Source organism: Novosphingobium sp. (assembly GCF_020852455.1).
Classification (GTDB): domain Bacteria; phylum Pseudomonadota; class Alphaproteobacteria; order Sphingomonadales; family Sphingomonadaceae; genus Novosphingobium.
Map to the genome: position 1 here is coordinate 110,798 of NZ_JADZAT010000001.1, position 21,831 is coordinate 132,628.

The 21,831-nt window shown below is 62.7% G+C and carries 23 protein-coding genes; 7 read left to right on the forward strand and 16 right to left on the reverse strand.

Translation table 11 applies throughout. The annotated features are described in order from the left end of the window. Positions 1–206 precede the first annotated feature (206 nt). Positions 207–2,333 (forward strand): TonB-dependent receptor, encoded by a 2,127-nt coding sequence (locus IT549_RS00425; RefSeq protein WP_292969079.1) that lies wholly within the window; start codon positions 207–209, stop codon positions 2,331–2,333. Here IT549_RS00425 and zapE read toward each other — a convergent pair. The 7 genes from zapE to IT549_RS00460 form a co-directional block, all read right to left on the reverse strand. Continuing rightward, a complete protein-coding gene (zapE, locus tag IT549_RS00430) occupies positions 2,330–3,451 on the reverse strand; it encodes a cell division protein ZapE (protein ID WP_292969081.1) in 1,122 nt (373 codons plus the stop codon). The two genes, IT549_RS00425 and zapE, sit on opposite strands and share 4 nt — an antisense overlap. After that, positions 3,448–3,924 carry a PaaI family thioesterase gene (locus tag IT549_RS00435; protein WP_292969082.1) on the reverse strand — a complete coding sequence of 159 codons (477 nt, stop codon included), beginning with the start codon at positions 3,922–3,924 and terminating at the stop codon, positions 3,448–3,450. Before IT549_RS00435 ends, zapE begins: the two co-directional genes overlap by 4 nt. Beyond that, complete coding sequence (locus IT549_RS00440; protein ID WP_292969084.1) at positions 3,921–4,703, reverse strand: succinate dehydrogenase iron-sulfur subunit; 783 nt, start codon at positions 4,701–4,703, stop codon at positions 3,921–3,923. Before IT549_RS00440 ends, IT549_RS00435 begins: the two co-directional genes overlap by 4 nt. A 90-nt stretch (positions 4,704–4,793) precedes the next feature. Then, complete coding sequence (locus IT549_RS00445) at positions 4,794–5,309, reverse strand: helix-turn-helix transcriptional regulator (protein WP_292969085.1); 516 nt, start codon at positions 5,307–5,309, stop codon at positions 4,794–4,796. A gap of 51 nt (positions 5,310–5,360) precedes the next feature. Next, complete coding sequence (locus IT549_RS00450) at positions 5,361–5,840, reverse strand: hypothetical protein (protein WP_292969087.1); 480 nt, start codon at positions 5,838–5,840, stop codon at positions 5,361–5,363. A gap of 4 nt (positions 5,841–5,844) precedes the next feature. Then, positions 5,845–6,363 (reverse strand): helix-turn-helix transcriptional regulator, encoded by a 519-nt coding sequence (locus IT549_RS00455; protein ID WP_292969088.1) that lies wholly within the window; start codon positions 6,361–6,363, stop codon positions 5,845–5,847. 45 nt (positions 6,364–6,408) lie between these two features. After that, complete coding sequence (locus IT549_RS00460; protein ID WP_292969090.1) at positions 6,409–7,293, reverse strand: haloalkane dehalogenase; 885 nt, start codon at positions 7,291–7,293, stop codon at positions 6,409–6,411. A 67-nt stretch (positions 7,294–7,360) separates the two neighbouring features. On the opposite strand from IT549_RS00460, the gene IT549_RS00465 reads away from it, so the two are divergent. Continuing rightward, a complete protein-coding gene (locus IT549_RS00465) occupies positions 7,361–7,993 on the forward strand; it encodes a class I SAM-dependent methyltransferase (RefSeq protein WP_292969091.1) in 633 nt (210 codons plus the stop codon). Here IT549_RS00465 and ubiM read toward each other — a convergent pair. The 6 genes from ubiM to tyrS all read right to left on the reverse strand — a co-directional run bounded on the left by ubiM (position 7,990) and on the right by tyrS (position 13,808). After that, positions 7,990–9,147, reverse strand: a complete 1,158-nt coding sequence (ubiM, locus tag IT549_RS00470; RefSeq protein WP_292969092.1) for a 5-demethoxyubiquinol-8 5-hydroxylase UbiM — start codon at positions 9,145–9,147, stop codon at positions 7,990–7,992. The two genes, IT549_RS00465 and ubiM, sit on opposite strands and share 4 nt — an antisense overlap. 55 nt (positions 9,148–9,202) lie before the next feature. Next, complete coding sequence (locus tag IT549_RS00475) at positions 9,203–9,910, reverse strand: dienelactone hydrolase family protein (RefSeq protein WP_292969093.1); 708 nt, start codon at positions 9,908–9,910, stop codon at positions 9,203–9,205. Next, positions 9,907–10,824 (reverse strand): cysteine synthase A, encoded by a 918-nt coding sequence (gene cysK / locus IT549_RS00480; protein WP_292969095.1) that lies wholly within the window; start codon positions 10,822–10,824, stop codon positions 9,907–9,909. The genes IT549_RS00475 and cysK overlap by 4 nt, the downstream gene beginning before the upstream one ends. Further along, entirely contained in the window at positions 10,821–12,086 is a 1,266-nt protein-coding gene (locus IT549_RS00485; RefSeq protein ID WP_292969097.1) for an MFS transporter, read from the reverse strand. The genes cysK and IT549_RS00485 overlap by 4 nt, the downstream gene beginning before the upstream one ends. A 69-nt stretch (positions 12,087–12,155) precedes the next feature. Beyond that, complete coding sequence (locus IT549_RS00490) at positions 12,156–12,494, reverse strand: PilZ domain-containing protein (protein WP_292969099.1); 339 nt, start codon at positions 12,492–12,494, stop codon at positions 12,156–12,158. Positions 12,495–12,584: 90 nt separating this feature from the next. Beyond that, positions 12,585–13,808 (reverse strand): tyrosine--tRNA ligase, encoded by a 1,224-nt coding sequence (gene tyrS, locus IT549_RS00495; RefSeq protein ID WP_292969102.1) that lies wholly within the window; start codon positions 13,806–13,808, stop codon positions 12,585–12,587. 47 nt (positions 13,809–13,855) lie between these two features. Here tyrS and IT549_RS00500 point away from each other — a divergent pair, with 47 nt between their 5' ends. From IT549_RS00500 to IT549_RS00520, 5 genes are all read left to right on the forward strand, one after another. Next, a complete protein-coding gene (locus tag IT549_RS00500) occupies positions 13,856–14,410 on the forward strand; it encodes a DOMON-like domain-containing protein (protein ID WP_292969104.1) in 555 nt (184 codons plus the stop codon). A gap of 2 nt (positions 14,411–14,412) precedes the next feature. Then, on the forward strand, positions 14,413–15,609 hold the full coding sequence (locus tag IT549_RS00505) for a DUF1343 domain-containing protein (protein WP_292969106.1): 1,197 nt from the start codon (positions 14,413–14,415) through the stop codon (positions 15,607–15,609). 10 nt (positions 15,610–15,619) lie between these two features. Then, entirely contained in the window at positions 15,620–16,864 is a 1,245-nt protein-coding gene (locus tag IT549_RS00510) for a Xaa-Pro peptidase family protein (protein ID WP_292969109.1), read from the forward strand. Continuing rightward, positions 16,865–18,139, forward strand: coding sequence for an MFS transporter (locus IT549_RS00515; protein WP_292969112.1), 1,275 nt, complete (start codon positions 16,865–16,867; stop codon positions 18,137–18,139). It begins immediately after the preceding gene. A gap of 91 nt (positions 18,140–18,230) precedes the next feature. Then, positions 18,231–18,791, forward strand: a complete 561-nt coding sequence (locus tag IT549_RS00520; protein WP_292969261.1) for a DUF4189 domain-containing protein — start codon at positions 18,231–18,233, stop codon at positions 18,789–18,791. Positions 18,792–18,812: 21 nt separating this feature from the next. Here IT549_RS00520 and IT549_RS00525 read toward each other — a convergent pair whose 3' ends face one another. Genes IT549_RS00525 through IT549_RS00535 form a run of 3 tightly spaced genes read right to left on the reverse strand, consistent with a single transcriptional unit; the run spans position 18,813 to position 21,697 of the window. After that, entirely contained in the window at positions 18,813–19,616 is an 804-nt protein-coding gene (locus tag IT549_RS00525) for a lipid II flippase Amj family protein (RefSeq protein ID WP_292969115.1), read from the reverse strand. A gap of 39 nt (positions 19,617–19,655) precedes the next feature. After that, complete coding sequence (ygiD, locus tag IT549_RS00530; RefSeq protein WP_292969118.1) at positions 19,656–20,459, reverse strand: 4,5-DOPA dioxygenase extradiol; 804 nt, start codon at positions 20,457–20,459, stop codon at positions 19,656–19,658. Between the two features lie 56 nt (positions 20,460–20,515). Then, on the reverse strand, positions 20,516–21,697 hold the full coding sequence (locus IT549_RS00535; RefSeq protein ID WP_292969120.1) for a VWA domain-containing protein: 1,182 nt from the start codon (positions 21,695–21,697) through the stop codon (positions 20,516–20,518). Positions 21,698–21,831 lie beyond the last annotated feature (134 nt).

Below are 21,831 nucleotides of genomic sequence, written 5' to 3' on the forward strand. Positions count from 1 at the left end.
CGGCAATATGGTAATTTTCCGTTATCCCTACCGGCGGGTTGATCAGGTAATCAATCGGCAGACTTTTCGACGAACCGTTCGCCTGGTCCGAGAAAATGCGTTGCTATTTGAGATGTGATATTGTTACGGGCGTCAACAGCAGCTAAGGACCCCGCAAGCCGGGCGGGGGATCGTCTCGCCAACCGCCTATTGATGGAAAGCCTGTGATGAATTGCCCGATCGATCGTTTCCTCGTCTCTGCTGTGGCCCTTGCGGCTGCCAGCCTGGCCCTCCCGGCCCAAGCACAGGACCAGACCGGAGGCGATGAACCCGACTATCACGATCACGGCGATGCCGAGATTGTCGTCACCGGGATGTTGCGAACCAGCCGTCAGGATGCGCTGTCAGGCGTCGCGGTTGTTAGCGGAGAGGAACTGACCGCAGCGATCCGGCCATCGATCGGGGATACGCTGGCGCGCACGCCAGGGGTCAGCGCGACTTCGTTCGGGCCTTCGGCATCGCGCCCGGTCTTGCGCGGCCTGCAGGGTGAACGCGTGCGGGTGCTGTCGAACGGGATCGGCTCGATCGACGTTTCCAACACCTCGGCCGATCACGCCCCGGCAATCAATCCGGCGCTGGCGCAGCGGGTTGAAGTGCTGCGCGGTCCGCAATCGCTGCAATACGGCTCGGCCGCGATTGGCGGTGTGGTGAACGTCATCGACAAGCGGATACCCGAATCGGTTCCGGATGAACCGGTGCATCTCTCTGCGCTTGGCACCTATGGTTCGGCGGCGGACGAACGCAGCGGCGCGGGATCGCTTGAGCTTCCGCTTGGTGACGGATGGGTTGGTCATATCGACGCAAGCTATCTGAAGACGAGCGATCTGCGGATCGGCGGCTTTGCCCTGACGCCTGAATTGCGAGCCGAAGCGCTTGGGTCGAGCCTGCTGCCACCCGATCCCTTGGCGGATCCCGAAATTGACTTTGCTGCCAATGCCGTGCTGGCAGGGCGCCTGCCGAACACTGCGGCCCGCAACTGGTCGGTCGGGGCAGGGCTGGCCTATATCAACGATGGCGGCAACATCGGCGTGGCCTACAGCCACCTCGATTCACTCTATGGAGTGCCGCCGCGGCTCGCCACTGAGCCCGGCGAAGGGCAGGAAGCACCCCGCCTGCACATGCGGCAGGACCGGATTGATGCCCGGGCTGAGCTTGAACTGGGCGAGGGCCTGTTTGACAAGCTGTCGGCGCGATACGCCTTTGGCGACTATTCGCATGCCGAGCTTGAACCGGATGGTGCGATCGGCACCACTTTCCTCAATCAGGGTATGGAAGCCCGGCTCGATATATCGCAGACCGAACGCGGGGGATGGAAGGGCGCCAGCGGTATCCAGTTCATGAACCGCGACTTCAACGTGATTGGCGACGAAGCGTTTCTGCCTCGCAATTTCACCGAACAATTCGGGGTCTTTACCCTGCAGCAGGTCGACAGCGGACCCTGGCTGATCGAGGCGGGTCTGCGATACGAGCACAGCAGTCTGGATTCGCTGCCCGAGGCCAGCCAGCCGCAGTTCTTTTCGGGGCGACGCGCCTTCGATGCCTGGTCGGGGGCATTGGGTGCAGCCTATGATTTCGCGCCGGGCTGGAAATTCGGGCTGAACCTGTCGCGGGTGGAACGCGCGCCGTCGGCCGAGGAACTGTTTGCCAATGGTCCGCACCATGGCACCGAATCCTATGAGCTTGGCGATCCTGCCCTGACCAAGGAGCGGGCGGTGAGCGTTGAAGCGATCCTGCGCGGCCAGCACGACGGTCTGACTCTGGATGTCTCAGCCTACCACAGCTGGTTCGCAAATTTCGTCTATGACGAGCGCACCGGCGCGATTGTGGACGGACTGCCCGTATACCAGATCCGCCAGGGTGATGCCCGGTTGTGGGGTTTCGAAGTACAAGGCAGCCTGGAACTGGCGGAAAGCGGTCTGTGGACCTTCTCGGTCGATGGGCTGGCGGACTATGTGCACGCCAGTATCGACGGAGCGGGGCCGGCACCGCGAATTCCGCCGCTGCGCTTTATGGGCGGACTGCGGGCCAAGTCGGCCAAGTTCGATGCCGGGATCGAGGTGGAGCGCGTAACCGCACAGCGCCGTACCGCCGCGAACGAAACCGAGACACCCGGATACACCATGGTCAACCTTGAGCTGGCCTGGCGTCCCAGCGGCAACGACAGTCCGATCAGCCTGGTGCTCAGCGCCAGCAACCTTTTCGATGTCGAGGCCCGCCGCCACGCTTCGTTCCTGAAGGATTACGCGCCGCTAGCGGGCCGTGATATCCGGCTGACCGTGCGGCTGGAAATCTAGGCTTCGCCGTGGCCGGCAGCCAGGTACTCAGCGCTCTGCATTTCCATCAGGCGTGATACGGTACGTTCGAATTCGAAGGCACCGTCGCCCTTGGTATAAAGCGCTTCGGGTTCGGCGGCTGCGGTGGCGAACAGCTTGACCTTGTTTTCGTAAAGCGCGTCGATCAGGGTGACAAACCGCGCGGCATCGTTGCGGTTTTCCGGTCCCATGCGCGGAATACCGACCACGATGACCGTGTGATAGGTTTGCGCAATTGCCAGATAATCGGCCGCGCCGCGTGCTTCGCTGCACAACCGCTTGAAGCTGAACACTGCCACACCCTTGAGGCTTTTGGGGACATGCAGCATGCGCCCGCCGCCCAGGTCGAGTTCGGCCGAGGGCACATGCTCGCTGTCTTCGGGCGAGAAGTCGGTCAGCCGAAAGAACGCCTCGCGAACCTGCGCGGTGGCGGCATCGCCCAGCGGCGTGTGCCAAGTGTCGATCCCGGCAAGGCGTTCAAGCCGGTAATCATGCGGCCCGTTCAGCGCGATCACGTCAAGCTCCCGCTCGATCAGGGCGATGAACGGCAGGAAGTGTTCGCGGTTGAGCCCGTCCTTGTATAGCTCGCCCGGCGCGCGATTGCTGGTGGTGACGATGGTCAGGCAGCACATTTCGATCAGCCAGGTGAATAGCCGGCTCATGATCATGGCGTCGGCGGAATTGTTGACCACCATTTCGTCGAACGCCAGCACTCGCAGCCCCTCGGCGATCTTCATTGCGACCGGCGGGATCGGATCGCCCGATTCTTTCTTGCGCTCCTCGCGCAGCAGGGAGTGCACTTCCAGCATAAAGGCGTGGAAGTGGACCCGCCGCTTGCCGGGAATCGAAAGGCAGTCATGGAACAGGTCCATGAGCATCGACTTGCCCCGGCCAACCCCGCCCCACAGATAGATCCCGCGCGGCAGCGGCTCGCTGGGAGGCGTGCCGACCAGATAGGAGTACCAACGACGCTTGGCGGGTGGGCGCTCAAGCTCCTGCTGGAGTTGGTCCAGCTTGCTGGCTGCGGCACGCTGTTCGGGATCGGGGCGCAGTTCTCCCGAAGCGACCAGTTGTTCGTACCGCGCCAGAACGGTGGTCATTTGGGTGCAGTAGGCTTGCGGATTGTGCCTGAAAATGCCGCAACCAGATTGCCTTCGCCCTGCTCCACGACGCCGCGCAGGAATACCAGCCGGCGGGTTTCCTTGAGCAGCTCGGTCACGGCGTCACACGGAATGTCAGGCTTGCCTGCGCCGATGAACTGCACCGACAGGTCCAGCGTTACCGCGGTGCCGGCTTCGATGATTCCCAGCTGGCGGGCGCAGGCGAACAGGGCAATGTCGATCAGCGCCATCACCGTGCCGCCGTGGATGTTGTTGCCCAGGTTGGTGTGGCGATGCTCGGGAAACATCCGCAGCCGCGCCTTGCCATCGGGATCGCCGCGGACCAGCAGCTTGGGGAACATCCAGCTGTTGAAGCGGGTGCTGTCTTTCAGCTGCCAGGTAAACCAACCGGGATTTTCCGGATCAGGTTCGCTTCTGAAGCCGCGATCGTCGCCGTTAGCTGTGACGCTCAAACGTGGCGCTCCGCCTGCATCTTCTTGATTTCGGCAATAGCGCGCGCCGGGCTGAGGCCCTTGGGGCAGACGTTGGCGCAGTTCATGATCGTGTGGCAGCGATAGAGCCGGAAGGGATCTTCCAGCTCGTCAAGCCGTTCACCGGTCATTTCGTCGCGGCTGTCGGCCAGCCAACGATAGGCCTGTAGCAGGATCGCCGGGCCCAGGAACTTGTCGCTGTTCCACCAGTAGCTGGGGCAGCTCGTCGAGCAACAGGCGCACAGGATGCACTCATAGAGGCCATCCAGCTTCTCGCGCTGTCCGGGGCTTTGCAGGCGCTCCTTGCCCGAGGGCGTGGTGCTGACGGTTTGGAGCCAGGGGCGGATGCTGGCGTACTGGGCATAGAAGTGCGTGAAATCGGGGACCAGGTCCTTGATCACTTCCATGTGCGGCAGCGGGGTGATCCGCACGTCGCCGGCCAGATCCTCGATTGCGGTGGTGCAGGCCAGGCCATTGCGCCCGTTCATGTTCATCGCGCAGGACCCGCAGATCCCTTCGCGACACGAGCGGCGGAAGGTGAGCGTCGGATCCATTTCCGACTTCATCTTGATCAGCGCGTCGAGCACCATCGGCCCGCAGTTGTCGAGATCGATCTCGAACGTATCGTAGCGCGGGTTTTCACCGCTGTCCGGATCATAGCGATAGACAGTGAACTTCTTGACCCGGCTTGCGCCATTCACGGAATGGGCAGTGCCTTTGCCGCTGATCTTGCTGTTTGCGGGAAGGGTGAAGCTCGCCATGTCGATCCCTGTTTGCTGGCCGGCCGTGCCGGACTTGGCGCTCTCTCTAGCGATTTGGCCCGTCAGGGCAAGGCACGAATGGCATCAAATTCAGCCACCTCCGATTCCCGCCGCCAGGTATTGGGTAACCAGCACCGCAACTGCCAAAGCGGCGGCGAAGATCGCGGCCATGGCGCTGACACGCGCCCAGACCATCGCGCGCGAATCGCTGTTCAGCCAGGTTGCCGGTGAGCGGAAGAAAAAGGCGGAGAGTTGCGACCCATCTCCTCCCCCGGCATCTGAACTGCCGACGGGCGAGATACCCTCCGCGCCGCCGCCGTTAGCCATTGCCGCCGTTCCGGGTAGGTGAATTTTTTGCCATGTCGGCTCGGAATCGGGTTCACCTATAGAAAATTCCTGCCGGTAAAGCCGTGCCAGTTCGCCGCGTGGCAGGCCGCCCAACCGGGCGCGGACGATCTCGATCCGCTGGTTTACGGCGCTTTCGGAAATCCCAAGCAGACCGGCGATTTCCTTGCTGGTGCGATTGTCAGCGACCAGCGCGAGCACGTCGCGCTGCTTGGCGGTCAGCTGGGGTAACGCTTTCGCGGTATTGCCTTGATCTGTCATGCAATCTCGCCTTGCCTGCGGCATCTTAACTGCGGCGAAGCGGATCGACAATCACTTGCGTTGCAATTGATCGCGCCAGGGCGGGCGTTGGTCTGTTCCGGGCGGCCACTTGCGATGGCGCAGCCAGCCCAGCAGAAATGCCAAGGCGGCGACAAAGTGACCTGATTCCACGATCAGCGCCGTAGCGCGGGGCAAGGTGGCAAGTCCGGTCAGGGCCAGCCACTGGGCGCTGGCCGCGACCAGAAATCCCGCCGCCAGCAGTGCCGGATAATGCCGGTTGGCCTTGAGTGCGAGCGGAACGAGCCACGCCAGCGCCAGACTGTCGATCAGGGTATGGGCCAACAAGGCGCCGCCCATCACTGCCCAGGCGGCTAAGTCGAGCAGTGCGATCGATCCCAGGATCAGGATGCCTGCCTTTTCGGGTGGACCCGCGTTGCGCCAGCCGAGCGGAAGGCCAAGCACCAGCAGCAGTGTGATCAATCCGGGCGAATGCCAGCCCAACAGGGCCAATGACAGGTCGGGCGCAGCCACGCGGCTATCCGTTGCTCGCCAGCAATCGCGAAAGTTTGTCGATAAGATCGAGCAGCAACACGCCGAATGCGACCATGCCGAGCGCCAAGCCGACGATCGCGCCCAACCGGACCCAGACCGCGCCAGGACCGTTCCAGATCGAAGGGGGGGTGGAGGGTTGCAACCTGCCGCTTCCTTCGCCGGCTTCTGGCACGGCAAGATCGACGACACCCTCCGCTGAATAGGGTTGCGTGCGATCGTCGCCGGCCTGAAGCTGGATTGGCTTACCTGTAATCGGATTACTGGAAGGAATTGTGATCAACAGGGTCGATTGACGGCGATAGAGTCGGGCAATCTGGGCCCTTGGCAAGCCTCCCAGGCGCTGGCGGATTGTCTCGATCCGTTGGTTGACCGCACTTTCGGAAACGCCCAGTTTTCTGCCAATTTCCTTGCTGGTCAGGCCATCTGAAACATAGGCCAGCACTTCACGCTGCTTGGGGGTCAGCCGGTCGAGAAGCGCGGTCTGTTCAAGGATGTCTGCCATGCAGGGGGAATGATAGCCCGGTGTGGGGCTGGTAACAAATTCATTCTAGCGTCGAGCCGCAACCTCGATGATCGCGGCAACGAATCCCTGCGGATCGTCCTCCTGGATGAAGTGCCCGCCGTGCAATGTGCGGTGCGCCATCTTCTGTGTTCCTGGCACCCGTTCGCGCCAGATCGCATCGCCGCCGCGGGTAATCGGATCGCCATCGGAAAAGCAGCACAGGAATGGTTTGGTCCAGCCTTCAAATACCTGCCAGGCCTTCTTCTGGTCCGGCACGGCCGGATTACCGGCGAAGGGGACCAGCCCCGGATAGACCCGCGCGGCAACCTTGCTGGCGCGGGTCGGGAAGGGGGCATCGTAAGCGGCGATCTCTTGCGGCGAGAGCGCTCGCTTGGTGCCAGACTTGACGATCTTGCCGATCGGGAACAGCGGGCTGTAGCGCGAGAAGGCGCGCCAGATCGCGAAGGCTCGCGGAGGCTCGCCGCCTTCGGGCAGGCCGCCGTTGGACAGCGCGACGCCGTGAAACCGCTCGGGCATTTCGGCGGCCAGCCGCAGTCCGATCAGCGATCCCCAGTCCTGACAGCCCAGCGTCATGCCTTTAAGGTCAAGCGCCTCGATCCATTCGCGCATCCAGCCAACCTGTGCGGCATAGCTGTAGTCGCTCCGGGCCAGCGGCTTGTCGCTCTTGCCGAAGCCGATCAGGTCGGGCGCCACCACGCGAAAGCCTTGGGCAGTCAGCAGCGGGATCATATGCCGGAACAGGTAGCACCAGGTCGGCTCACCATGCAGCAGGAACACCACCTGCCCATCGCGTGGACCTTCATCAAGGTAGTGAACCCGCAGCCCCTGACCTAATTCGAGGTAGTTTGAGGCAAATGGAAAGTCGGGCAACGCCGCGAACCGCTCCTCGGATGTGCGATAAACCTGCATTTCCTGTTTCCCTCCCCCATGAATGTGGCATCATGGCGCGGATTTTGGGCAGGGGGAAGGATCGAAAATGGGCTTTGCACGCTGGTATGATGAACACATCGTTCCCCGGGTGATCCAGTGCGCCTGTTCCTCGCCTGCGATCATGAAGGTGCGCGATCAGGTGGTGCCGCTTGCAGCCGGCAAGGTATTTGAGATTGGCTGCGGAGGCGGAATCAACCAGCAGTTCTATGACACGGCCAAGGTCGCCAGCTTTTCCGGCATGGATCCGTCCGCCAAGGGGCTTGATTATGCCCGCGCTGCTGCAGCCGAGAAGGGCTGGCAGGCCGATATTCGCCAGGGCTTTGGCGAGGCGATCCCGTTCGAGGATGAAAGCTTCGATTGCGTGGTCTGCACCTACACGCTTTGCTCGGTGGGCGATCAGGCACAGACGGTGCGCGAACTGCGCCGGATCCTGAAGCCGGGCGGGCGTATGCTGTTCGCCGAGCATGGCAGCGCGCCGGATGCCGATGTGCGCAAATGGCAGGGACGGATCGAACCGGTCTGGAAGCGCCTTGCTGGCGGTTGCCATCTTACCCGGCCGATCAGCTCTGTGGTGGAACAGGGCGGGTTCACCGTCAGTCCGATCGGCGCGCGTTATGCCCCCAAGACCCCGCGCTGGGCGGGCTGGATGGAATGGGGCGAGGCGGTGAAAGCAGGTTAGGCCGCCGCATCCTGGCTTAACAAGCGCCCCATGATCCTTCTGACCGGAGGCAGAGCGCCCAGCCTCAGCACACCCGCGCGGATCGGGCGGGCGAGCAGTCGATCGTCGGTGTAAAGCTTCACCAGTTGGCGGGTCGCTTCATAGAGCGGCAGCGTGGCCAGACGGTGCTGGCGGGCATAGCGCGACAGCAAGTGTGCCGCGCCCGGGTCCGCAGCCTGACCGACCAGTTGCCCCAGTCGCCAGGCACCGAGCAGCCCGAAGTTGAAGCCGTGTGCGGTAACCGGATGCATGCCGACAGCGGTATCTCCGATCAGGGCGCAGCGCGGACCAGCAAATCGTTCGGCAAAGGTCATCGCCAGTGGGTAGGGCGTCGGCTTGGTCAGCAAGGTCACCTGACCCCAGCGCTGGCCCAAAAATCCGGCCATGCGGTGTTCGAGCGCGGCACCCTCCAGCGCGCAGACTTCACGGGCTTCGTCGTTAGCCAGGGTAACCACCAGACCCGACGTGCCCTCGGCCAACGGTAGCAGGGCGACGGTGCGGCCATGATCGAACCACTCGGTCGAGGTGTGGCGATGCGGCAGGGTGTGGGCGATCCGGCAGACCAGCATGGTGTGGCCAAAGCGTGTGACCGAAGCGTCGATCCCCAGTGCGTCACGCAGTTTCGAAAAGCGCGAATCCGCTGCGATCAGCAAGTCGCCGACCAGTTCGCTGCCATCATCGAGTGTTACCGCAACGCCGGTTTCACCTATGCGGGGTTCTACGACCCGCCTGCCACAGCGCAGTTCGACATTGGGCTGATCCTCGATCGCGGCATAGAGACCGGCGCGGATCACGTGGTTCGAAACCAGGTTGCCCAGGCTATCGCCACGCTCCGGGCCGATCTGCATGGCAAATGGCGAAGCGCCATTGAGCACGCGGGCTTCGCATAAGGGGTGGATCGCGTCGGCCGGAAAGCTTTGCCAGACGCCCATTTCCTTGAGGATCGCCTCTGATCGCCGGGTCAGGGCGATTTCGCGGCCATCGGGTGCCGGGGCTGCCAGGGCAGCTTGTGCTTGCGGTTCGATCACCACCACCCGGTGCGGAGATCCGGCCAGGGCGCAGGCAAAGCTCAGACCGGCGGGGCCGCCGCCGGCTACGATGATGGTTCGACGCATGATCACCTCTATGCCGCTTGATAATTGCTAATCGCTTGCAGCGAATTGGCGCAGATCAATCGGCGGTCAGGATCTCGTCGAAGAAGCTCTGCATTGCGGTCCAGCTTTGCCGGTCGGCGCTGGAATCAAAGGCGATCGGTCCGCCTGCTGGCGGTGGATTGGGATTGGTATAGCCGTGGCGTACGCCGCTATAGCTGTGGAAGTGCCAGTTGGCGCCAACCCGGTCCATTTCTTCCCAGAAGGACAGGACCTGGCTGCGCGGAACCAGACTGTCGGCATCACCGTGGCAAACCAGAATACGCGGCTTGATCGGCGCATTGGCCGGACGGGTTGTATCAAGCAGACCATGGAAACTGACCACGCCCAGCAGGTCAGCTCCGGCCCGGGCCAGGTCAAGTACCGCCATGCCGCCCATGCAGAAGCCGATCGCCAGCCGGGGCAGATCGCGGGATTCTTCCAGCTCGTCGAATACCTCAAGGGCTGTCAGCAACCGGGTGCGAAACCCATCGGTATCGCGGACAAGCTGCTGCGAGAGTACCTGCGATGCGGCAAAATCCGCCACCGGCTCGCCATAGTAGTCAGCGATAAAGGCCAGGTATCCGGCCTGGGCCAGGGCCTGCGCCTTGGCTTCCACTGCCGGGGTCTTGTTCATGATGGTCGGAAAGACTGCGATGGCGGCCCGTGCTGCTCCGACTGGCCGCGCCAGCCAGCCGGTCAGCGCGGTTGCGCCGTCGTGATAGTCGATCCGCTCCAGCGCGGTCATTCGGGCAGGAAGTCCGGCACCGAAAGATAACGCTCGCCGGTGTCGTAGTTGAAGCCCAGCACGCGGCTGCCGGCGGGCAGCTCGGCCAGCTTCTGCTTGATCGCGGCCAAGGTTGCGCCCGAACTGATGCCGACCAGCATACCTTCCTTCGTGGCGCACAGCCGCGCCATTTCCTTGGCATCGGCGGGATCGACCTGGATCGCACCGTCGATCGCCTGGGTGTGGAGGTTGGCGGGAATGAAGCCGGCGCCGATCCCCTGAATCGGGTGCGGGGCGGGCTGCCCGCCCGAGATCACCGGCGACAGTGTCGGCTCAACCGCAAAGGCCTTCATCGCCGGCCACTTGGCCTTGAGCGCTTCGGCGCAGCCGGTCAGGTGACCGCCGGTGCCAACGCCCGTGATCAGCGCATCAAGCGGGGTGTCGGCGAAGTCGGCCAGGATTTCCTGCGCGGTGGTGCGCACGTGTACGGCAATGTTGGCGGGGTTTTCGAACTGCTGGGGCATCCACGCGCCGGGGGTGGATGCGACCAGTTCGTGTGCACGCTCGATCGCGCCCTTCATGCCCTTTTCACGCGGGGTCAGGTCGAAAGTGGCGCCATAGGCCAACATCAGCCGGCGGCGCTCGATCGACATCGATTCGGGCATGACCAGCACCAGTTTGTAGCCCTTGACCGCAGCTGCCATGGCCAGGCCGATCCCGGTGTTGCCGCTGGTCGGCTCGACAATGGTGCCGCCGGGTTTGAGGCTGCCGTCGGTTTCGGCGGCTTCGATCATGGCCAGGCCGATCCGGTCCTTGATCGAACCGCCCGGATTGGCGCGTTCGGCCTTCACCCAGACCTCATGGTCCGGGAACAAGCGCGACAAGCGGATATGCGGGGTGTTGCCGATAGTGGCGAGGATGCTGTCAGCCTTCATGAGACTTCTTCCTTCTGTCGATATTGCGGGGCGAAGGTCTTCGCCCGTTTGAGTTCGGGGAACAGCCAGGTCCAGATTCCGGTTACCACGATCGCCCCGGCACCGCCCAGCGCCACCGCGCCGACCGGCCCCAGTGCTGCGGCAGCCAGACCCGATTGCATTTCGCCCAGCTCGTTCGAGGCCGAGATTGCCAGCCCGCTGATCGAGGAGACGCGTCCGCGCTTGTCGTCAGGCGTGTTGAGCTGGACCAGCGTGTTGCGGATGAACACCGAGATCGCATCGGCCGCGCCCAGCAGCGCCATCATCGCCAGCGAGAGCGGGAAGCTCTTGGAGAGTCCAAAGACCAGCGTGGCGAGGCCATAGACCGCTACGGCCCACAGCATCTTGGTGCCGACGTTTCGCGCAATCGGGCGAAAGCCCAGCCAGGTCGCAACCAGCACCGCACCCAGCGCCGGCGCGGCGCGCAGCAGGCCCAGCCCCTCATCGCCCACGTGCAGCACGTCATAGGCAAAGGCTGGCAACATCGCGGTGGCGCCGCCCAGCAATACCGCGAACAGATCAAGCGTGACGCAGCCCAGCAGGAAGCGTTCGTGCCAGACGAAACGCGCACCTTCGGCCATCAGCTTGAGCGGTTTCTCCTTGGCGGCGGCGGGCGGGGCGCGGTGGTTGATCGCCAGCAGCGCGGTAACCCCAAGGCCCAGCATGATCGCCGAAAATTGGTAAGGCAGGCTCTCGCTCTTTGCCAGCATGAACCCGCCCAGGGCGGGGCCGATCACAGCTGCGCTTTGCCAGGCGACCGAACTGATCGCGATCGCCTTGGGTAGCAGTTCGGGTGGAACCACGTTGGGAGTAATCGCGCTCATCGCGGGGCCAATGAAGACGCGCGCCGCACCATATGCCGCAGCCATCGTCAGCAGCAGTGGCAGGGTCAGGAAGCCATCGGCATTGGCCAGAGCCAGCAATGCTGCGATCACCAGGTCGGCAAGGCAGGCGGCGGCGGCGACGTAGCGGCGGTCCATCCGGTCAGCCAGCACCCCGGCGATCGGGGTCAACAGCATGAAGGGGATGAACTGGACCAGCCCCAGCACGCCGATCAGGAACGAAGCCTCAGCCTCGGACATGCCATACTGGGTGCGGGCCAGCTGATAGGTCTGCGCGCCGATCACCACCACCATCGCCGTGGTTGCGGCGGTGTTGATGAAGCGCGCCAGCCAGATCAGCCGGTAGTCACGGATGTGCAGAGGGTGGGTGGGTGCGCTCACCACACCCGAATGGCAGCGCGCGGCGCGCTTGCCAAGCGGTCAGATACTTTGCGGGGTGATAACGCCGCTTTAGCGGCTGCGCCGCAGGCGCGGGTTGGGCTGCAGCGAATCGATCATGCGCATGAAGTCGTCGAACCGGATGATCCGTTCGAACTGGAACCCGGCTCGGCCTTCGGCAGCCCAGATCAGGTGCGCCTCGATCCGACCCACTTCGGGCAGGCGGATGACGATCCGCTCACCGCGGCTCAGCTCAAGGTCGCCCTCGACCATGAAGCCATGCGCAGAGATGTTGACGATATGCATATGCACGTCGCCCAGGCGGCGGTGTTCGCCGATTACCTTGTGGTCAACCGGGTGACGCGCCGCACGGCGCATGTCGGTGACTGTCAGTTGAGCTCCTGCGCCCATGCCGCTGCTTGCCTCCCGAGATTGTTCACAGCGTCTGCCGTTCTGCCCGGGAAAGACAAAGATTGGGTAAATTGCGGCAAGAAATTGCCGTCAGACCGGCCGAAGTATGCCGTGTTTCTTCTTGCCCGATGACAATCGCTGCTCAATTCCGCCTGCAATATGAAGTGCTTCGTTGGTTACCGCATTGCCATCAAGGCGTGCGCCGCCACCGGCAATTAATCGCTTTGCTTCACCCTTCGAAGCCGCGAATCCGATCGCAACGAGCGCATCGACCACCGAAATCCCTTCCGGAGGCAGCGTCAGGACCGGCAGATTCTCTCCCAGTCCGCCGCCAGCAAAGGTGGCCGCAGCGGTGGATTCGGCAGCCTTTGCGGCCTCCTCACCGCGGCACAGCCGGGTAATCTCGTTGGCCAGGACCACCTTGGCCTGGTTGATCTCGCTGCCTTCAAGCGCTTCGAGCCGGGCAATCTCGTCCAGCGGCAGGTCGGTGAACAGCCGCAGGAACTTGCCGACATCGCGGTCGTCGGCATTGCGCCAATACTGCCAGAAGTCGTAGCTGGGCAGGGCATCCTCGTTGAGCCAGACCGCGCCGGCGGCGGTCTTGCCCATCTTGGCCCCGTCGGCGGTGGTCAGCAGCGGGGTCGTGACCCCGAATACCTCGACACCGTCCATCCGCCGGGCCAGTTCGATCCCGTTGACGATGTTGCCCCACTGGTCGCTGCCGCCCATCTGCAGGCGCACGCCCATGTGCTTTTCCAGATGCCGGAAATCATAGCCCTGAAGGATCATGTAGTTGAATTCGAGGAAGGTCATCGGCTGTTCGCGGTCCAGCCGCAGCTTGACCGAATCGAAAGTCAGCATCCGGTTGACCGTGAAATGGGTGCCCACTTCCTGCAGCAGCTCGATATAGCCGAGCTGGCCAAGCCAGTCGTGGTTGTTGACCATCACCGCGTCGGTCGGCCCGTCGCCGAAAGTGAGGTAGCGTTCGAACACCGTACGGATCGAGGCGATGTTGGCATCGATCGTTGCGTCCGACAGCATCTTGCGGCTCTCGTCGCGGCCGGTCGGATCGCCAATCCGGGTTGTCCCGCCGCCCATCAGCACCACCGGCTTGTGCCCGGCCTGCTGCAAGCGGCGAAGCAGCATGATCTGCACCAGCGATCCGACATGCAGCGATGGCGCCGTGGCATCGAAGCCGATATAGCCGGGCACAACCTGCGCGTTCGCAAGCTTGTCGAGCCCTTCGGCATCGGTCAGCTGATGGATGTAGCCGCGTTCGTCGAGCAGGCGGAGTAGGGTTGAGGTATATGTCATGGCGGCCTTCTGGTTTGCGGAGGCGCGCCTAGCATGGGGAGGGCGGTTTGGAAAAGGTCTTGGGGAAATTCGGCTTCGTCCCCCACCCCGACTTTCAGCATCCTGATCTCATGATTGGCTGCAAGGTATCCACCTCCGGCGCTGAGACGCTGAAATTCGAATATGTCGTGATCGGTGATATCGAGCAGCTAGCGATACCTGGACCAGCACCACGGCAGCGTACCGATGGCCTTTGGCAACATACCTGTATGGAGGCCTTCATCATGGTAGGCGATGGCAGCTATCTCGAGCTAAACTTCTCGCCATCCGGGCAATGGGCAACTTATCGTTTTTCGGACTACCGAGAGGGCATGGCCGAGGCCTCCGACATTGCCCTGAAGCCGCTGGCTATGGGTTGGCAAAAGTCGTCTATGAGGTTCTGGCTGGCGGCGGAAGTTGAGGTTCCTGAGCTTGTCCCGACGAACGAATGCCGATTAGGTCTTGCTGCAGTGATCGAGGAAACGGACGGCAGCAAGAGCTACTGGGCGCTGGCCCATCCGCCGGGCAAACCCGATTTCCACCATCCCGCTTGCTTTGCCGCCACGCTTCCGGCACCGCTCTGACCATGAAATTCGGGATTGATCGCCTGCTGGCTGAGCCAGCCCTACGCAAACCACTGGAAGGCAAACGGGTCGCGTTGGTGGCGCATCCGGCCAGCGTGACCGAGAACCTCGTCCATTCGCTCGATGCGCTGATTGCAGCGGGGGTCAATGTCACCTCTGCCTTCGGGCCGCAGCACGGGCTGAAGGGCGACAAGCAGGACAACATGGTCGAGACCGAGGACGAACTCGATCCGGTCTACAACATCCCAGTGTTCAGCCTCTATGGCGAAGTGCGGCGGCCCAGCGGGCAGATGATGAGCACGGCTGACGTTTTCCTGTTTGACCTGCAGGACCTGGGGTGCCGGATCTATACCTTCGTCACCACCCTGCTTTACCTGCTGCAGGCGGCGCATGGCACCGGCAAGGAAGTCTGGGTGCTGGACCGTCCCAACCCGGCCGGGCGCCCGATCGAGGGGACTTTGCTGGTGCCGGGGCAGGAAAGCTTCGTTGGCGCCGGGCCGATGCCGATGCGCCACGGGCTGACCCTGGGCGAGATGGGACACTGGTTCATCGGCCAATTTGATCTCGACGTTCCCTATCGGGTGATCAAAATGGAGGGCTGGCGGCCCGATGGACCCGGTTTTGGCTGGCCGGAAAGCCGGATCTGGATCAATCCCAGCCCCAACGCGGCGAGCGTCAATATGGGCCGTGCCTACGCCGGAACGGTTATGCTGGAAGGGGCCACGTTGAGCGAAGGACGCGGCACCACCCGTCCGCTTGAAGTGCTGTTTGGCGCGCCCGACGTGAATGCCAAGAAGGTGCTGGGCGAAATGAACCGGCTTGCCCCCGCTTGGCTTGAAGGCTGCGCGCTGCGCGAATGCTGGTTCACGCCGACCTTCCACAAGCATGCCGGGCAGCTCTGCAATGGGCTGATGATCCATGCCGAGGGCAAGTTCTATGATCACCGGGCTTTCCGCCCCTGGCGCTTGCAGGCACTGGCCTTCAAGGCGATCCGGCGGCTTTATCCGGACTACGCGATCTGGCGCGATTTCCCTTACGAGTACGAGTTCGAACGCCTGGCGATCGATGTGATCAACGGCGGCCCGGCCTTGCGTGAATGGGTTGACGATCCCGCCGCGCTGCCGGGTGATCTTGATCGCCTGACTGCGGTCGATGAGGCTGCCTGGTCACAGGATATCCAGTCGCTTTTGCTCTACTAGGGGACTACGGATGGACCGGCGCAGTGCAATGTTGGCGATGGGCGGTACGGCGCTACTGGCCGGGCTGGGCATTCCCGCCATAGCCGCCGACGATGACGGGCTGGTTGACCTGACGAAAGCTGCCAAGCTAATCACCCGCGCAGAACGGATCGGCCGGATCGAGCGACTGCAGGTGCAATTGCGCAAGGCTGGAATCGGTGCAGTTATAATCGAAGCCGGGTCGAGCCTGGATTATTTCACCGGGATCCAGTGGTGGCGCAGCGAAAGGGTTACGGCGGTCGTCATTCCGCGCGATGGCGAGGCTTTGATCGTAACGCCCTATTTCGAAGCGCCATCGATCAACGAGATGCTGGCCGTGCCGGCCCAGATCCGCACCTGGAACGAGCATGACAACCCGTTTGCGGTGATCGCGGACTGGCTGCGCGAGCGCAAGCTGGGAAGCGGAACTATCGGGCTGGAAGAAACCGTGCGCGAATTCATCCACGCCGGTGTGGAATCGGCCTTGCCAGCAGCGATTGTCGTCTCGGCTGCCGATCAGATCCGCGCTGTACGGATGCGCAAGACTGCAGCCGAGATTGCGCTGATGCAGGTCGCCAATACCATCACGCTCAATGCGCTGCGCTATGCGGCCAAGCGCACGCAGGTGGGGATGACCCCGGGCGATATCGTTGCGATGATTGTCGCCGCGACCCGCAAGCAGGGCGGTGATGCCGATGGCGGACTGGTCCTGCTGGGCGAGGCGGCCGCTTATCCGCACGGTTCGCGCCAGCGCCAGGTTGTGCGCGAAGGCGAAGTAGTGCTGATGGACTGCGGGTGTCAGGTGCACGGTTACAGCTCCGACATTTCACGCACGTTTGTGGTTGGGGAGCCCAGCGCCGAACTCCGCCGGGTGTGGGGCATCGTCCGTCAGGGGCAGCAGATCGCGCATGAAACCGCGCAGATCGGCGTGGCCTGCGGTGCGGTCGATGACGCGGTGCGGACTTACTATGAGCGTGAGGGTTTTGGCCCCGGCTATAAGCTGCCCGGCCTGTCTCACCGCACCGGGCATGGGATCGGGATGGACGGGCACGAACCGGTGAACCTGGTCCACCTGGAATCAACGCGGCTGGATGTCGGCATGTGCTTTTCGAACGAGCCCGGGCTCTATCTTCCTGGCAAGTTTGGCGTGCGGCTTGAGGACTGTTTCTATATGACGGCAGATGGACCAAGACTGTTTACCGAACTGGCCCCCGGCATCGACAAGGTGTTCGGTTAGATGAACGATCAGCGCTCGCGGCTTGATCCGTCTGTCCGGCGGATGCTCCTTGTCCTGCTGGTGGTTTATATCTTCAATTTCCTCGACCGGCAGATCGTCAACATCCTGGCCGAACCGATCGGGCGCGATCTGAAGCTCAGCGATACCCAGTTGGGCCTGATGACCGGGCTGGCTTTCGCGCTGTTCTATACTGTTCTGGGCCTGCCGATTGCGCGCTATGCCGATCGTCCGACGACCGATCGCGGGCGGCTGATCGCAGCGGCGCTGACGATCTGGTCCGGTATGACCGCGCTGTGCGGACTGGCGCAGAACTATGTTCAGCTGTTGATGGCGCGGATCGGGGTTGGGGTCGGCGAAGCAGGCTGTACTCCAGCCGCGCATTCGCTGATCGCGGATCGCGTTCCGCCGGATCGGCGACCCGGTGCGATGGCATTCTATGCTCTGGGCATCCCGGTCGGATCGTTGCTGGGGATGATGATCGGGGGCTATCTGGCTGACACCCTGGGGTGGCGCAAGGCTTTCACGCTGGTTGGCTTGCCCGGTATCGTGATGGCAGTAATCGTGCTGTTGCTGGTCAAGGACAAGGGACGCGCCAAGGCTGGACCGGTTTCCACCCAGGGCGGGGTGGGGATGTTTTCGGCATTGGGGCAATTGCTGCGTTCGCCCGCATACCTGTTGCTGCTGGCCGGGGCATCGGCCAGTTCGTTCCTGTCCTATGGCAAGGCAACCTGGACCACGATCTTCTTCCAGCGCAGCTATGGCATGTCGCCGGGCGAGGTGGGCTTCACCTTCGGATTGTGGGGCGGACTGGCCGGAGCCTTGGGCACCTGGCTGGGCGGCTGGCTGGCGGATCGCTATGGCCGGCACGACCGCCGCCATATCGTCACGGCTCCCGCTATAGGAATGGCACTCGCGGTACCGATCGCGATTGCGGCCTATCAATCGACCGACTGGCGGATCTCGCTGTTGCTGCTGATGATCCCTAGTGTGCTCAACTCGCTCTATTACGGGCCGGTCTATTCCTCGGCTCAGGGGTTGGTACCGCTGCACCAGCGCGCCACGTCCAGCGCTTTGCTGCTGTTCGGGCAGAACCTGATCGGTCTGGGATTGGGGCCGTTGTTCTTCGGGATGCTGTCGGACTGGCTAAAGCCCGAATACGGTGCGGATTCGGTGCGTTATGTGCTCTACGGCGCAGCCTTGCTGGGGCTGCTTCCGGCGGCGCTCTACTGGCAGCTTGGCAAACGGCTCAATGCAGAGCTTGACCGGCACGGTTGATCCGTCCCGAGACGCAATTCAGGCGACATTTCGGAACCGGTACGCATTTCAATCTGGTCCCTGCCACTTCAAACCGCGATAATTGCGCGCCGTGCGCCAGGAAACGAATGGCCACATATCGGAGTGGTCTGCATCCATGTATCGAATTGCCTTCCTGGTATCGCTCTTGGCCTTGATTGCAGCCTACAGCTTCAGGGCCGAAGCACAGCATAGTTGCCCGTCTGGGTACTATCCGGTTGGCGGCGGCAATTCAGGCTGGAGCGGCTGCGCATTGATGGGGACGGAGTCCGGTACAAGCCAACAGGACTTCACTCCCGTTCCTTCCGGGCCAGCCTGGGCAACCCGGTGGGGGGCAATTGCAGTCGACAATGTTGCCGGGATCTATGGCGGGGCCGAAGGAAGCGATTCCAAAGGGGGCGCCAAGAAGGCCGCGATCGCCGATTGCAAGAATTACGGCGGAAAGAAGTGCAAGATTTCAATCCTGTACTACAACCAATGTGGTGCACTGGCATCCGGCGACACATATTCGATCACGACTCGCGGCCCGCAACTGGAAGAAACGACGGCTCGTGCAGTGAAGCTGTGCAGCGAGCATACGAAGAACTGCAAACCCTACTATGGCGGTTGCAGCTATCCGCAGCGCGTTCGCTAGCTGCGGATCCGGGCTTTTTGTTCAAACATGATTGGCGATCCAGGCCACCAGTTGCGCCGCGGGCAGGAACAGCACCTGCGCCAGGATCGTGCCGGCCAGGCGGCTGAAACTGATCCAGACGATGGTGCGGCGGAACAAGGCCTCGCTGACCCGGCCTTCAACCGCGTCGTCGGTCATTACCGACAGTTGTGGATCGATCAGCGCGAACAGCAGGATCGTCGCAAAACCGTTGATCACTGCCGAAAGCTGGCTGGCGGTGACGCGGAATTCGGGATTGAGGTAGCCGGCATAGAGCGAGGCGACCACGCCGACGGTGATCAATGCCTGCGCCAGGCAATTGGCCAGCAGCACGCCCCAACTGACCCCCTTGTCCAGCCGGAGGTTCTTGAGCTGCGACAGCGAAGGCGGGTGCATGGCGTCGCGCACCGCCTTGAGCCCGGTCGGGGTGGCAGTTTTCATCACCATCTTCGCGGTTGAGCGATGCTGCTGGAAATAGCCGATGGCCTTTGCGAACAGCCGCTGCCCGGTCGGGACTAGAGCGATGCCCAGCGCCACTGCCAGGCTGGCCGAAAGCAAGATCAGTTGGAAGTCGGCATAGAGCTGCTCGCCGCCGCCATTGGCGATCCGCACTTCAATTCGCTTGGCCAGGAACGGCCCCAGAAAACTGTTCGAGGTGCGGCTGACCAGCACCAGGATGTTGAACAGGGCAAAGCTCATCGCGATGCGGCGGGTTCGCACCCCGGCAATCCGCGCCGAATAGGCCAGCGTGCCGATCAGGTTGATCGCTGCGGTCAGCAGGCAGATGATCAGCAGCTGGCTATCCATTGCCGCCGGACTATGCCGGTATGACCCATCGCGCCAGTGTCAGCCCAGGGTCTTCAACAGTGCCGTATCGCCGATCAGGTAGCTGGTCATGGACATTGCCCCGTCGATGGTATCGCTGAACACGCCAACGGCGTCACCGGGTAGCCGCGCGCCGACAGTGTAGAGCAGCGGCAGGTAGTGCTCGGCGCTGTTGATTGCGAGTGCGGCGGCGCGATCATCGGGCGCGAAGCTGGTGAGCGCCCGGTGATCGCCTTCGCGCACCGCGGCGTTGATCCGCAGCTGGAACTCCAGTGCCCAGTCGGGCTGCGTGCCCATGGTTCGGAAGTATTCGCGCAGGTTGTGGATCACATTGCCGCTTGAGACCAGCAGCACACCTTCATCGCGCAGCGGGGCCAGCTTTGCCGCCACATCGAGATGCTGATCGGGTGACAGCGCCCGATCGAGGCTGAGCTGGATCATCGGCACATCGGCGGCGGGGAACATCGGCCGGACCACGCCCCACGATCCGTGGTCAAAGCCCCAGCTTTCATCGCGCACCACCGGATAGCCGTTGAGCAGCCCGGCCACCCGTTCAACCAACGCCGGAGCGCCGGGGGCAGGGTACTCGATCTGGAACAGCTCGTCCGGAAATCCGCCGAAGTCATGGATCGTGCGCGGATGCTCACCGGCGGTCAGGTGGATCGCCCCTGTGGTCTCCCAGTGGGCCGAGACGCACAGGATTGCGGCAGGGCGGGGCAAGGCCCGGCCCAGCGCCTGCCAGGCGCGGCGCTCGGCATTGTCGGTGATGACGTTCATCGGCGATCCGTGGCCGAGGAACAGGGCAGGGAGGCGTTGGCTGGTCATGCCTGCAAAGTGGACCGATCGGCCCGGCAATCAAGCCAAGCAAATCTTGGTCCCCCTCAATGCTTCTTGCGGGTCAGCTCGCGCATGGCGTTGTCGAGCCCTTCGAGCGTCAGCGGGTACATGTTGCCGCCGACCAGTTCCTTGATGATCTTGGTCGATTGCGAATAGGACCACTGCTTTTCGGGCACCGGATTGATCCACACCGTGGCGGGATAGACATGCGCCAGCCGCTGCATCCAGACCGTGCCGGATTCCTCGTTGAAATGCTCGACCGAACCGCCCGGATGGGTGATTTCATAGGGGCTCATCGCGGCATCGCCAACGAACACCACCTTGTAGTCGTGACCGTACTTGTGGAGGATGTCCCAGGTGTTGGTCCGCTCGCTCCAGCGGCGCTTGTTGTCCTTCCACACGCCTTCGTAGAGGCAGTTGTGGAAATAGAAGAACTCCAGGTTCTTGAACTCGGCCGTGGCGGCGCTGAACAGTTCCTCAACCAGCTTGATGAACGGGTCCATCGATCCGCCGACGTCAAGGAACAGCAGTACCTTGACCGCATTCTTGCGCTCGGCGCGCATCCGGATGTCGAGCCAGCCCTGCCGCGCGGTGCCTTCGATCGTGCCTTCAAGGTCCAGCTCTTCCGCTGCGCCTTCGCGGGCGAAACGGCGCAGCCGGCGCAGCGCGATCTTGATGTTGCGGGTGCCCAGCTCGCGCGTGTTATCGAGGTTCTGGAACTCGCGCTTTTCCCACACCTTCAGCGCGCGCTTGTGCTTGCTCTCGCCGCCGATCCGCACGCCTTCGGGGTTATAGCCCGAATTGCCGTAGGGCGATGTGCCGCCGGTGCCGACCCACTTGTTGCCGCCTTCGTGGCGCTTCTGCTGTTCCTCGAGCCGCTGCTTGAGCGTCTCCATGATCTCTTCCCAGGAACCGAGTTTCTCGATCGCGGCCATTTCCTCGGGCGTGAGAAACTTTTCGGCAACGGCTTTCAGCCAGTCCTCGGGGATATCGACGGGGTTCTGGCCATAGTTGGTCAGCAGACCCTTGAAGACCTTGTTGAACACCTGGTCGAACCGGTCGAGCAGGCCTTCGTCCTTCACAAAGGTTGCGCGGGAAAGATAGTAGAACGCCTCGGGCGTCTGCTCGATCACTTCCTTGTCGAGCGCTTCCAGCAGCACCAGATGCTCCTTGAAACTGGCCGGGATCCCGGCGGCGCGCAATTCATCGACGAAGTTGAAGAACATGGGACTGATCCTCAGCCGCACACCTGGATACACACCCGATGCGGTGCGAAATGTCGCCGCTGGGTATGCACAGGTATCTGTAAAACAGAGCGAAAATGTGCTGCATGGCTGCGGTACATGTAAATTTCCGATCT

Excerpts from the sequence above, each read along its gene's own strand:
- IT549_RS00505 (WP_292969106.1), top strand. The coding sequence starts at position 14,413 with ATGAAATTCGGGATTGATCGCCTGCTGGCTGAGCCAGCCCTACGCAAA.
- tyrS (WP_292969102.1), bottom strand. The coding sequence starts at position 13,808 with ATGACATATACCTCAACCCTACTCCGCCTGCTCGACGAACGCGGCTAC.
- IT549_RS00515 (WP_292969112.1), top strand. The coding sequence starts at position 16,865 with ATGAACGATCAGCGCTCGCGGCTTGATCCGTCTGTCCGGCGGATGCTC.
- ubiM (WP_292969092.1), bottom strand. The coding sequence starts at position 9,147 with ATGCGTCGAACCATCATCGTAGCCGGCGGCGGCCCCGCCGGTCTGAGC.
- IT549_RS00445 (WP_292969085.1), bottom strand. The coding sequence starts at position 5,309 with ATGACAGATCAAGGCAATACCGCGAAAGCGTTACCCCAGCTGACCGCC.
- cysK (WP_292969095.1), bottom strand. The coding sequence starts at position 10,824 with ATGAAGGCTGACAGCATCCTCGCCACTATCGGCAACACCCCGCATATC.
- IT549_RS00455 (WP_292969088.1), bottom strand. The coding sequence starts at position 6,363 with ATGGCAGACATCCTTGAACAGACCGCGCTTCTCGACCGGCTGACCCCC.
- IT549_RS00510 (WP_292969109.1), top strand. The coding sequence starts at position 15,620 with ATGGACCGGCGCAGTGCAATGTTGGCGATGGGCGGTACGGCGCTACTG.
- IT549_RS00440 (WP_292969084.1), bottom strand. The coding sequence starts at position 4,703 with ATGGCGAGCTTCACCCTTCCCGCAAACAGCAAGATCAGCGGCAAAGGC.
- IT549_RS00490 (WP_292969099.1), bottom strand. The coding sequence starts at position 12,494 with ATGGGCGCAGGAGCTCAACTGACAGTCACCGACATGCGCCGTGCGGCG.
- IT549_RS00465 (WP_292969091.1), top strand. The coding sequence starts at position 7,361 with ATGGGCTTTGCACGCTGGTATGATGAACACATCGTTCCCCGGGTGATC.
- IT549_RS00460 (WP_292969090.1), bottom strand. The coding sequence starts at position 7,293 with ATGCAGGTTTATCGCACATCCGAGGAGCGGTTCGCGGCGTTGCCCGAC.
- IT549_RS00475 (WP_292969093.1), bottom strand. The coding sequence starts at position 9,910 with ATGACCGCGCTGGAGCGGATCGACTATCACGACGGCGCAACCGCGCTG.
- IT549_RS00525 (WP_292969115.1), bottom strand. The coding sequence starts at position 19,616 with ATGGATAGCCAGCTGCTGATCATCTGCCTGCTGACCGCAGCGATCAAC.
- IT549_RS00535 (WP_292969120.1), bottom strand. The coding sequence starts at position 21,697 with ATGTTCTTCAACTTCGTCGATGAATTGCGCGCCGCCGGGATCCCGGCC.
- ygiD (WP_292969118.1), bottom strand. The coding sequence starts at position 20,459 with ATGACCAGCCAACGCCTCCCTGCCCTGTTCCTCGGCCACGGATCGCCG.
- IT549_RS00425 (WP_292969079.1), top strand. The coding sequence starts at position 207 with ATGAATTGCCCGATCGATCGTTTCCTCGTCTCTGCTGTGGCCCTTGCG.
- zapE (WP_292969081.1), bottom strand. The coding sequence starts at position 3,451 with ATGACCACCGTTCTGGCGCGGTACGAACAACTGGTCGCTTCGGGAGAA.